The sequence below is a fragment of the Robertmurraya beringensis genome (assembly GCF_042433785.1).
Lineage (GTDB): Bacteria > Bacillota > Bacilli > Bacillales > Cytobacillaceae > Robertmurraya_A > Robertmurraya_A beringensis.
Genome location: NZ_JBHLUU010000024.1, coordinates 41216 through 52858 on the forward strand (window position 1 = coordinate 41216; position 11643 = coordinate 52858).

9 protein-coding genes are annotated in these 11643 nt (G+C 36.8%); 3 read left to right on the plus strand and 6 right to left on the minus strand.

Annotated features, from left to right (window positions below; translation table 11 throughout):
* Positions 1 to 748: 748 nt before the first annotated feature.
* Both ACFFHF_RS08360 and ACFFHF_RS08365 read right to left on the minus strand, forming a co-directional pair.
* The gene (locus tag ACFFHF_RS08360) at positions 749 to 979 is read right to left on the minus strand and encodes a hypothetical protein (protein WP_160548716.1); all 231 of its coding nucleotides are present in this window, start codon (positions 977 to 979) and stop codon (positions 749 to 751) included.
* Between the two features lie 81 nt (positions 980 to 1060).
* Positions 1061 to 2275, minus strand: coding sequence for an EAL domain-containing protein (locus ACFFHF_RS08365; RefSeq protein WP_340903042.1), 1215 nt, complete (start codon positions 2273 to 2275; stop codon positions 1061 to 1063).
* 189 nt (positions 2276 to 2464) lie between these two features.
* Between ACFFHF_RS08365 and ACFFHF_RS08370 the strand changes: the two genes are divergently transcribed.
* Positions 2465 to 3088, plus strand: coding sequence for a C39 family peptidase (locus ACFFHF_RS08370; protein WP_340906177.1), 624 nt, complete (start codon positions 2465 to 2467; stop codon positions 3086 to 3088).
* A 40-nt stretch (positions 3089 to 3128) separates the two neighbouring features.
* On the opposite strand, the gene fadH is transcribed toward ACFFHF_RS08370, so the two are convergent.
* Positions 3129 to 3893 carry a 2,4-dienoyl-CoA reductase gene (fadH, locus tag ACFFHF_RS08375; protein WP_340903040.1) on the minus strand — a complete coding sequence of 255 codons (765 nt, stop codon included), beginning with the start codon at positions 3891 to 3893 and terminating at the stop codon, positions 3129 to 3131.
* A 191-nt stretch (positions 3894 to 4084) separates the two neighbouring features.
* Here fadH and ACFFHF_RS08380 point away from each other — a divergent pair, with 191 nt between their 5' ends.
* Positions 4085 to 4966: a metallophosphoesterase gene (locus ACFFHF_RS08380; protein ID WP_340903038.1), complete on the plus strand. Its 882-nt coding sequence runs from the start codon at positions 4085 to 4087 to the stop codon at positions 4964 to 4966.
* Between the two features lie 13 nt (positions 4967 to 4979).
* On the opposite strand, the gene ACFFHF_RS08385 is transcribed toward ACFFHF_RS08380, so the two are convergent.
* The 3 genes from ACFFHF_RS08385 to ppx form a co-directional block, all read right to left on the minus strand.
* Positions 4980 to 7091, minus strand: a complete 2112-nt coding sequence (locus ACFFHF_RS08385; RefSeq protein WP_340903037.1) for a putative bifunctional diguanylate cyclase/phosphodiesterase — start codon at positions 7089 to 7091, stop codon at positions 4980 to 4982.
* A gap of 146 nt (positions 7092 to 7237) precedes the next feature.
* Positions 7238 to 9328 carry an RNA degradosome polyphosphate kinase gene (locus ACFFHF_RS08390; protein ID WP_340903035.1) on the minus strand — a complete coding sequence of 697 codons (2091 nt, stop codon included), beginning with the start codon at positions 9326 to 9328 and terminating at the stop codon, positions 7238 to 7240.
* A 14-nt stretch (positions 9329 to 9342) separates the two neighbouring features.
* Positions 9343 to 10863 carry an exopolyphosphatase gene (gene ppx / locus ACFFHF_RS08395; RefSeq protein ID WP_160548709.1) on the minus strand — a complete coding sequence of 507 codons (1521 nt, stop codon included), beginning with the start codon at positions 10861 to 10863 and terminating at the stop codon, positions 9343 to 9345.
* A 189-nt stretch (positions 10864 to 11052) separates the two neighbouring features.
* Between ppx and ACFFHF_RS08400 the strand changes: the two genes are divergently transcribed.
* Positions 11053 to 11517, plus strand: coding sequence for a YkyB family protein (locus tag ACFFHF_RS08400; protein WP_160548708.1), 465 nt, complete (start codon positions 11053 to 11055; stop codon positions 11515 to 11517).
* Positions 11518 to 11643 lie beyond the last annotated feature (126 nt).

Below are 11643 nucleotides of genomic sequence, written 5' to 3' on the forward strand. Positions count from 1 at the left end.
TATGACAACCGATATAACAATTTATGAAGAAAAAGGCGAAAAAATAAGGAAAAATACCTACACATTTACAAAAAATGATTTTACAAAAAAAACCTCTAGTAAGAGGTTTCAGATTGTCGACAAAAGGTAATGAGAAGCCCTTCTCGTTACCTTTTGTCATTTTTTTGTTTAGGAATGGTGGGAAAAAGGCTGATTTCCGCTCCAGGCGCTTGCTTTCCGGGGGGCGGGCGGTGAGCCTCCTCGTCGCTGACGCTCCTGTGGGGTCTCACCTGTCCCGCTAATCCCCCAGGAGTCAAGCACCCTCCGCTCCAATCAGCAGGTATATTCTTAAAACTTTGACTCAAAACCATTTTAGAGTCATCATCAAGCACCTTGCCAAGTCCAAGTAGCCAGTTTCTTCACTTGCAAACTAAATGATCTTTTGAACTAATTAATCAATCGCTAGCTTTTCTAATTGTTCTCGTTCATTAAACTAATTATTGGTCACCTTTAGATAAGAATGTTTGATTAAGTGTAATAAATTGATTGGAACGGAGGGTGGCGACTCCTGCGGGAAAAGCGGGACAGTCGAGACCCTGGACTGAGCGTAGCGAGGGAAGCGGCTCGGCCCCGCCCGCGGAAAGCGTCCACCCGGAGTGGAAATCAAACCACATTGGTATTCTATCTATATTTTAAAATAAAATAGACCGTAGGCAAACTCGAAATCCCTCAAGTTTGTCTACGGTCTGAAACCTCTAGTAAGAGGTTTTTACGATAAGTTATAAAATAAAATAATGAGAATCACCAGCAAGAAGAATATCCCATATGTTAGAAAAATAGGGTTTCGCAAATAGATATGCGATTGGACCTTTGTCGGAAGAGGTGTGTCTGCTTCTGGTTTTAATTGCTTTGGTCTTCTTGTTACGGCTAATGTATACCCCAATGAAAAAACGAGGACACCCATGGAAATAAATAATAGGATTGACATATAGGTACTCAAGGAGAACTCCTCCTTTATATTTTGTCATATCTATACGATTCCACAATAGTCCTCGTTTATTCTTTTTATGATTAGGGCAAATTATAACAAACCGTCATTGTCATATAGAAAAGCATACGAAAGGTCAATAAATAGGTAATGCTTTGCACTCAACGGGTAAGAGAAGGTTCGAATGTTATCACCGATTTCGATATCGCTGTATACATCCGATAAAATGCCTTTTTTCTCTAAGCGCATTTTATGAATATTTTCTAAGAAATATGGTCTCCAGCTCCAGTTTTTATTCATATATTCAACTTGGCTAACCCATTCGTTATCCCCTTTAAATAAGTTCGGTGAAACTTGGAACCCATCTTCATCACATATGTATAAGCGAAAAGCGATTGAATCTAATTCCTTCGTTAAGGATCCTAAAAATTCCTCATACTTTTCTTGCTTTTTATATTTGGAAACCAAATCCTGCATTCGGATTTGAAAAGATTCTGTGATTTGATGTAAGGTTTCAATACGTTTTTTCTCGAAAGCAATAAAACGGTGAAATTCTTCCTTTAGTTTATCTTTTAAAATGTTGCGATCCACAAAATCTTTTGCTGGTTTATGCAAGTAAAATCCTTGATAGTATCTTCCTCCATTTTTCCAAGCAAATTGTAGTTGGTAGACCATTTCAATGTTTTCAAAGAGTAAAGTTGCACCAATTTTTCGTGCTAATAGAGAAAGTGAGTACAAGATATCTTGAAACCCTTGCGAAGCACGGTTAGAACGAAGGGCACGCAAGTCCACTTTCAAAATATTAGGAGATAGCTGACCAATTCGATCCAAGTGACTGCTTTCATGTCCAAGTTTATCTATTGCAATTTTTATTCCTAACGTCTTTAAATAATTAAGAAAATGATCTAGTTGATCTAGCTCACCTTTATAATTAGCTTCTGAAATTTCGAGCACATATCTATTTAGCGACAACCCAAGCTCTTCGTATTCGTGCAGAACTTCTAGAAAAGGATCATCTGCTCCCTTCATCAACAAATCCGCATCTCTGTTAATAAAGATTAAGAGGTGTTCATCAACCTCTAGAAAACGATCTAGCGCTTTTTTTAATACCACTTGGTCAACTTCCGTTCGGTATTCTTCGGGAATATTTGAGTCATGGAAAAACGGACCAAGACTTATGTATTCCGAGCCATTATAGTACCTTCCTAATACTTCATAACCAATAACCTGGTGTTCATCCGCACTGAATATCGGTTGAAAAAAAGGCAGTACATTTTCAAGATCTGTTAAGATATCCAATGCATCCAATTACGATCGCTCCTTACATCCATCATTTCATTGATTATACCATAAAAAGGCTTAATATTCCTTTTCCATGAACCTCTTCCAAAAACCTTATCTTATATTTACCTTTCCTTTTTTGCATTCTAAACTTAACCACCGAAAGGAAGGTACCAAATGAAAATAAAAACATTGTTTCTATCCATTCTTTTTGTGATGAGCATACCTTTTTCAACATTCGCACAAAGCAACGCATTGCTAGATGTTCCTTTGATCCATCAAAATCCAGAATTAAGGTATGGTTGTGAGGTTACAAGCCTCGCCATGATGCTGCAATTTGCTGGAGTGAATACAAATAAAATGGATCTATATAATAAAATAAAAAAAGACAATGATCCCTTGGTAAAACAAAATGGTGATATTATTCGTTGGGGAGATCCAGATGTAGGATTTGTTGGTGATATGACTGGGAGAAAAGCTGGATATGCAGTCTTTGATGGACCAATGATCGACTTAATTAATACTTACCTGCCAGGGAAAGCCGTCAATCTTACTAATAGACCGTTTCATGAAATCGAAGCTCATGTTGCAAAGGGCTTTCCTGTTGTAGTGTGGACAACAGGTGATTACCGTTTACCAGACCGTCCAGAATCTTGGATGCATGGCAATAAAAAAATAGTTACACCTCTTGATCTTCATGCGGTCGTTTTAGTTGGCTATGATCCATCGTTTGTTTATTTGAATGATCCTTTATCAGGTAGAAAACAGGTAAAAGTGAATAAGCAACAATTTCTACAGTCTTGGAACGCTTTAAAAAATAGAGCCGTTAGCTATCAATAAGAATCAGCAGGCTAGCTTATTGACTAGCCTGTCTTTATTCTTAAAATGGATGCTGATTAAGCCATTGCCCGCCATCCATCGTAATACATTCTCCGTTAATATAAAGTGCACCTTCTGAGCATAAAAAGAAGGCCAATTCAGCAATTTCTTCAGGGGTACCTAACCTTCCTAGCGGCACGCTTGAAAGCGTTCGATTGGCGGCCTCTTGGGACTCCCATAACCGTTGTGCACCACCTGTTCGTTCAATCGGTCCAGGTGCAATTGCATTCACTCTTATTCCGTATCTCTGCCCCCATTCAACAGCGAGCGTTCTTGTCATGGATAGTACTCCCGCTTTTGCAGCTGCTGAATGAATCACTCCCGCACCTGCATTCCAGGCATATGTAGCAACCATATTGATGATATTCCCCTTTATCCCTTTACTAATCCAATACTTTCCTACCTCGCTACTACAATAAAACGTACCGTTTAGCACAATATTTATCACGGAATTCCATCCATTCACTGATAGCTTTTCAGCTGGACATATAAAGTTTCCGGCTGCATTATTAATAAGAATATCAATCCGACCGAATGTTTCATCCGTCAGCTCGACCATTCTCTTTACATCCTCCACTTCTCTAACATCCATTTTTACAGGTAGAACCTGATTATTTTCTTTCTCAATTTCATTTTTGGCCGCTCGTAGTTTTTCCTCATCTCTTCCTGTAATCACCACATAAAAGCCACTTTCAGCAAACTTTTTTGCCATTGCTTTCCCCATCCCAGATGAACCACCTGTTATGATAACCACTTTCCTCTCCATCTTCCATCCCCCTCATCAAAAAAGAATGAATATTCATTCATTTATATTGTATCATTTTTTATTCTACATCTGTATACATATATTTCATGGACAAGATTTAAATCACGCCTTTTTAGTTCTCATATGTCCCTGATTTTGTTAGTATAGAGTGGATTGTCCTAAATTTAGAAATGAGAATAGGTTGATTAGTAATGAAAACAAAAATGTCGAGAAGACGATTTTTGAAAAGAGGATTGGGCACTTTTATAACGGGAATTGTTGCTGTCTGTGGAGGGGGCTTTTATGCTCGAGAAATTGAGCCAAAGCTATTAACAGTTAAGAAGCACACTATTTCTCACCCGATGATTCCCAATGGTTTCGACGGCTTTAAAATACTTCAATTCAGCGATACGCATATTGGATTTCAATATGATTTATCCCAACTTCAAGAATTGGTCAATAAAATAAATGAACAAAAGCCCGACATGATTCTTTTTACCGGTGATTTAATGGATACGCCTAATCAGTACGCAGATATTCACTCTATTGCACCGATTTTGAAAAATCTCGAAGCTCCGTTTGGTTCGTTTGCTATATATGGGAACCATGATCACGGAGGCTATGGTTCGGATTTATATCAAAATGTTATGACAGAAGCTGGTTTTACCCTTCTTTTGAATGAAGCTCATCAAGTCTCTCTCCTTACAAACGAGAGTTTGTATATCGCTGGGATTGATGATGCCATGTTAGGTAGACCAGATATTCAAGCGACATTGGAAAGCATACCTAATGAGGCATATACCATCCTTTTATCTCATGCACCTGACTTAGCCGATAAGGCTGCTAGCATAGGAAATGTTCAACTCCAATTAAGCGGACACAGTCATGGAGGACAAATTCAAATTCCTTTTTTAGGAGCTATTATAAAGCCCCCGTTTGCCAAAAAATATTTTGAAGGATTTTATCAAATTGATCAGGCAGGTGATCCTTTGACTCTTTATGTAAATAGAGGCTTAGGTACAACAAGGCTTCCCTTTCGGTTTCTCTCTCCGCCCGAAATTACCGTATTTACTCTTCAAACCCTACAAAAATAAAACAGACCGTCCATTATGATTTGGTCGGTCTGTTAAAAATGGTTTGTTCAATATCAATTTTACTCAACGGTTTTGAATAAAAGTAACCCTGCCCTTTATCACAGTTCGTATTTAAAAGAAACTTTGCCTGTGCTTTTTCTTCAATCCCTTCAGCTACTACCGTCATTCCGAGGCTATTTGCTAGGTGGATAATCGTTGTTGTAATGGCAGCATCCTTATCGTTATTATGAATTCCTCGGATAAATGATTGATCTACTTTGAGAACATCAATAGGAAAACTTTTTAAATAGTTTAACGAGGAGTATCCAGTACCAAAATCGTCTATCGCAATGCTAATTCCTAAATCCTTTAAACTTTTAAGTATTGGAGCTGTTTCAGCCGTATCCTGCATTACTCCCTCTGTTATCTCAATTTCGAGCAAGGAGGGATTAATTTGAAACTTCTGAATCGCTTTTTTAATCGTACTGACAAGAGTCCGTTGTTGAAATTGTTTGGCAGATATATTTATCGCAATTGTAATTTCTTCTCCGCGAAGATCATTCCATTCCTTTATTTGCATACAAGCTTGTTCAATCACCCAATTACCGATAGGAATAATCAAGCCCGTATCTTCCGAAAGAGGAATAAATTCTGACGGTGGGACCAACCCAAACTCTATGGAATTCCATCTAATTAACGCTTCAAAGCTTTTGATTTTCCCGCTTCTTAGCTCTACCTGTGGTTGATACAACAGGATAAATTCATCACGCTCTAGAGCTTTTCTAAGTTGAGTTTCTAATGAAACGATATTGGCAAACGATTGCGTTTTATCACTTCGATAAAACTGATAATGAGCTTTTCCTTTCTCTTTTACACGAAACAATGCTTCATCAGCATTTTTGATTAAAGTTTCCGCATCTTTTCCATCCTGAGGATACATGCTTAACCCTATGCTTGGTGAGATATAATATTCATGTGAATCCAAATAAAAGGACTTAGCAAATCGGTTCAAAATTTGTTGCGCCAGTTGGTTAGCACTTTGACGATTTCCTTTTAAAAGAACGATAAACTCATCTCCACCCTGGCGGTATACCTTATATTCATCTGTTCTATCGACACTTAATCGTTCAGCGATCTTTATTAAAATTTGATCACCAGCAAAATGACCTAAAGAGTCATTTAATTGTTTAAATCGGTCAATATCAATGGAAAGAAGACAAAAAGGTTCTTCTTTATTACTTTCTGAATGATTTAAAAGAAGATCTAAATCGCGTAATAAAGCCCTTCTATTATACAACCCTGTTAACTGATCATGAAATGCCATGAACTTTATCGTCTCAGCATTTTGCGACTGCTCTGTAAGATCTCGAAAAATCAAATATATACCTGTAATTTTATTATGAATGGTAAAAGGAACTGTTTTTAATTGGACCGTAATTTTTCTTTTACTGCTGTTAACAATTCGGAAGTCTAGAGTTTCTAAAGATATACCTGAGAGTGAATGCTCGATAAATTCTCGAAATTTATCGACATCGAATTCATCAACAAAATCAAAAATTGATTTCTTCTTTAACTCATCAACTGTATATCCTGATAAAATTTCACTAGCTGGATTGGCGTCTATAATATCTCCTGCTTGAGTCGCGAGAATAACTCCATCAAGATTATGGTCCACAATAGAGCGATAACGCTGTTCCGTCACTTCCAGTCGGCTTTTTTCCGCCTCTAACTCTGTAATATCACGAGTTACAGAAACAACAAATCGGACTTCTTTATTTTCATTAAGGACTGGAGTTAAAATTGACTGCCCATGAACTAGCTTTCCATCCTCTAATGTTGATTGATCAAAAAGCACTTGAAGTTCTTTAGATTCTACTACTTCCATATATGCAGCTTGCAGTCTTTTAGCTGTCTCAACAGGCATTACCTCAAATAAGGTTTTTCCCATCGTTTCCACTGTCAGCCTTGCATGTTTCGCACCAGATTTATTGGCAAAAACGTATCGAAACTGATCTCCATCCACCTTCATAATAAATACCATATCATTGATATGGTTAAGAATAATGTCAAAGATCATCCCTTCAATTTCACGTCTATTTTTATCATTTATCACTTCTCGAGAGATTACCTTTTTAAACTGCTCCATCCCATCATCCTCGTTTGTACCTGAGCATTGGTTGTGTTAAAAACTTCTTAACTTATATTATCCTTAAATATCGATAGAATCGTCAAGTTGTTTTGAAAAGTGTACAACAATATAAAAAGCAAAAAAGAGACACCTAGCGTATCTCTTTATTCTTCATCTTCTCTTAATTGATAGGTTTCTTTCATTAGTTCGACTTGATGATTTAGTAAATTTCCATGGTTTGACGAAATATAAGAGTATTTCCCATCTTGATGCTGTTCTCTTGCTTTTACATTGTCCGAAAGCTGGAGTTTCAATATATGGTTGATTCTGTCTTTGTGATGATTTTCAAAGATTGGAAATAAAATTTCTACTCGTTTCTCCATATTTCTAGTCATCATATCGGCAGAGGACAAATATACCTGCTCCTCCCCGTTATGGTAGAAATAATAAATACGACTATGCTCCAAAAAGCGACCAACAATACTTATAACCCGAATATTTTCACTAACCCTTGGAATTTTTGGTTTTAAGCAGCATATGCCTCGAATAATTAAATCGATTTTCACTCCAGAAGACGACGCTTCATAAAGTTTCATGATTAATTCCTTATCAGTTAGGGAGTTCATCTTGGCTATAATTCGTCCATTTTTGTATTGCTTATGATAGGTGATTTCCTGGTCAATTAATTCAATAAACTTTCCTCTTATATCATACGGTGCAACCACGATATGATTATACTTTGGCTTCTCTGTATATCCGCTCAAAAAATTAAAAAAATTGGTTGCATCGATACCAAATTTTCGTTTGGAAGTTAAATAGCCTAAGTCTGTATAATAATTGGCTGTTTGGTCATTGTAGTTACCCGTCCCTAAATGAACAAATCTTTCTATCGTTTGATTTCTTCTTCTAACTACTAATGTAATCTTACTATGCGTCTTTAAGTGGGTCATACCATATATAACATGACAGCCAGCTTTCTCTAGTTCTTTTGCCCAATGAACATTGTTTTCCTCATCAAATCTAGCTTTTAACTCGACTAGAACAGTCACCTGCTTTCCATTTTCGGCAGCATTCTTAAGAGCCTTAATAATAGGGGAATCACCACTTACACGATACAATGTTTGTTTAATCGCTAAAACATCCGGGTCACTGGCGGCTTCGGTAACAAAGTCGACAACAGGTTGAAACGATTCGTATGGGTGATGCAATAAAACATCTTGTTCAAGTAACTTTGAAAATAGATCTTCGTCAAAATTAAGATCTACTGGCTTTTGAGGAATAAAAGCTTCAAAGCTCAAATGCTCTCTTTTTCTTGATAAATGTTTTGAAAAATTCGCCAAAAATGTATGGTCGAGAGGACCAATAATTTTGTATACATCCTCATCATCTAACTCCAGTTCTTTTGTTAAATGCTCAACTACAGAGTTATCAAAATGGTCATCACTCACTTCTAAACGAACAGCCGCTCCCCACTTCCGTTTTTTTAGGACTTTTTCAATTTCTAATAACAGGTCTCTAGACCCCTCTTCATGAATTGTTAAATCAGCATTTCTCGTTATCCGAAAAGGAGTAACTGATACTACTTTATATCCTTTAAACAACTTATGTATAAAGTAGCAAATCACATTTTCTAATAGAACAAATGAGCTTCCTTCGTCACTAGGTATACTTATAAAACGATTAAGAACTGCTGGAACCTGAACAAAAGCTAGACGGTTACTCACTTGGCTCTCTATGTTTTCTTCTAGTAAAACGGCAAGGTTTAAACTTTTGTTTGATAGCATCGGGAATGGACGATAAGCGTCAATAGCCATCGGAGTTAATACAGGAAAGATTTGTTCTTCAAAATAGTCTTCTAAAAAAGAAAGTTGATTTTTTTCCAAACTAGTAATGGCAAGAAGGTAAATAGATTCCTTTTTAAGTTCCGGGAGCAGAACATTGGTAAAGGTTTCACATTGAGTGTTCACCAGCTTATGAGTAAGCTTAGAAATTTCGTCCAGCTGTTGTTTCGGAGTTAATCCTGCCTTATTTTCTGGCCTATTATATCCTGCATCCACTTGATCCTGTAAACCAGCCACTCTTACCATAAAAAACTCATCAAGATTAGAACTAAATATCGATAGAAATTTAAGCCTCTCAAGAAGTGGATTACTCGTATCAAGTGCCTCTTCTAGTACCCTTTCATTAAAAGCTAACCAACTTAATTCACGATTATTATAATAGGAAGGTAGATTGTATTGCCTTTCACCATTCATTTGGTCTCCCATCCTTATCTATCTGATATGAATTCAAGAATAATTTTATATTTTAAAGACTTCTCTAAATGACGAATCTGCTTTTCCGCTTGATACTGTTCAACAAATGTATTACCCACACAAGATAGTTGAAAAACGAGCTCATCCTGCCTTTTTTGTACTTTTATTTTCTTCACCAGCATACGTTTGGATGAGTCCAATGCAGAAGCAAGCTTCACCATTGAACCAGCTATGCGAATATCCTTTAATTCTCCTTTTGAAAACCATTCGATAAAAGGTGTGGAATATTGCTTTAATAGTGCCCAGTTTTTATACGAAGCAATCAAGGCAAGAATCAGTCTTTCCTTATGTGTAATTCCGTCAATTGATTGATGAGCTAGGAGGTTAAAAGTATGCTGGCTACTAACATCTGAATCGACGTATTGTCCGATATAATAGATACGTGCACTTTGTTCAATTAGACGATCACTATATTCATTTGTTTTATTCCCGAAAACATTAGAAAGTTCGAAGTAAATTTGTTTTGCTAACCAGGCCACATGATCAGAATGGCCCTCCTCAATCCCATAATCTCTAACCAGGTGATCAATACTGTTTTCTAAAATAAAATCAGATGGATTCTTTCCACCGGCTTTTTCTTTGTAGAGGATTCCTTCTCTTAGACCTCTTTTACTAAAAATAAAACGTGTTGCTTGAACATACTTACAAAGCATATCGAATACTTCAATGGCTGGGAGGATAATGTCTGCTCTGTCTTTTGAAAGTCCCTCCAATTTTTCGATCTCAGTAACCTCCATACTCTCCATCATTTGCAATATATTATGTAAATCATCAGGGCTCATACCATACTGATGAATTCCTGCTAATGGATAATTTTTTAAATGTTGATGGACTTGAGCGATGTTTCTCGCGCTACCCCCAATGGCGACAATTGGAATCTGTTTGTTTTTTAGCCAAGGTAATGATTCAAAAGCTTCCAAAACCATTTTTTGCAGAGCCATCCTTTCATCATTAGTCATCCGGCTCCCACCCATAAATTTTTCCTTTAAAGACACGACACCAAATGGAAAACTATGGAATTGAACAAGCTTCTTATTCTCATAATACGTAATTTCTGTGCTTCCCCCACCAATGTCAATGGTCACACCATCTTTTACGGCTGTTGTGTTCACTACGGCTAAAAAACCAAGATAAGCTTCTTCCTCTTCACTTAAAATTTGGATATCAAAACCTAGTACTCCCTTTACCCTTTCTAGAACATCAGACTTATTCACTGCCTGTCGGATCGTTGCCGTGGCCACGCATTTCACTTCATTTATTCCATTAAAGTCAATAATTTCTTTAAAGCCTTTTAAGATCGTTAAACATTTCTGAACTCCTTCATTGGAGAGAACATTCTCTTCATTTAAGTACTTTCTTAGCCTTGCAACAGCCTTAATATTTTCAACTTCCTTGTAGAAATGATTGATGGTTTCTATATAAATCACTAATCGTATCGTGTTCGATCCAATATCGATAACAGCCCATTTTTTCATTTATTCAAAACTCCTTTACTATTCACTATTATATTTATTCTATTCCACGTTTGACATTCCTCTAACCACCCAACCAGCTCAAGTACCTTGTTTTTTTATCATCAATCATTTCAGAACCATTTTCTTTCCAACTAAAAAAAGGTATAATAACCTTACAGTAGTTTGAACGATTGAAAGGAGCTCAAAACCTTGAGTCAGGAAAAATCACATCATCCTCCCTTAAAACCAACGATAGAAAACCTCTCACAGGCAATCTTCATTGTGAATCGTCATGCAAAAACCGCTCCAAATCCAAAATTTTTATACGAATTGAAGCGAAATGCCTTACAAAAGCTTATTAAAGAAGGAAAAGCGAGAAAGGAAGGTTTACACTTCTCAAACAATCCTAAATACAGTCAACAACAATCCGATGTACTCGTTATATGTGGAAACTACTCCTTTCATCTCCCTCCCTCAAAACAGGACTTTGAGAGTCTTCCACACCTAGGTAAATTAGATAATAATATACGAAATCCAAGAGCTGTTCTATCGCTCAATCAGGCAAAGAAGCTTCTATCTAAATACACTGGATTGAAAGAAGAAACGAGAGTTACTTATAAGAAAAAAGAATATGAGAAACCAGTCTTTAAAAAGCTAGGTGAAAGCTATTTTTAAAATCGAGTAGGGGTAGCCATTTCTGACCACCCCTCTCACAGAGCTCGTACGTGCGGATCTTCGCATACGGCTCTTCCCACTAATCCCCTTTGGGGACAACAGTTGTAAATCTAGATTCAAGACTGA

What these genes read in the sequence shown, in the direction of transcription:
- ACFFHF_RS08380 (WP_340903038.1), top strand. Translation starts at nt 4,085, where the DNA reads ATGAAAACAAAAATGTCGAGAAGACGATTTTTGAAAAGAGGATTGGGC.
- ACFFHF_RS08390 (WP_340903035.1), bottom strand. Translation starts at nt 9,328, where the DNA reads ATGAATGGTGAAAGGCAATACAATCTACCTTCCTATTATAATAATCGT.
- ppx (WP_160548709.1), bottom strand. Translation starts at nt 10,863, where the DNA reads ATGAAAAAATGGGCTGTTATCGATATTGGATCGAACACGATACGATTA.
- ACFFHF_RS08385 (WP_340903037.1), bottom strand. Translation starts at nt 7,091, where the DNA reads ATGGAGCAGTTTAAAAAGGTAATCTCTCGAGAAGTGATAAATGATAAA.
- fadH (WP_340903040.1), bottom strand. Translation starts at nt 3,893, where the DNA reads ATGGAGAGGAAAGTGGTTATCATAACAGGTGGTTCATCTGGGATGGGG.
- ACFFHF_RS08370 (WP_340906177.1), top strand. Translation starts at nt 2,465, where the DNA reads ATGAGCATACCTTTTTCAACATTCGCACAAAGCAACGCATTGCTAGAT.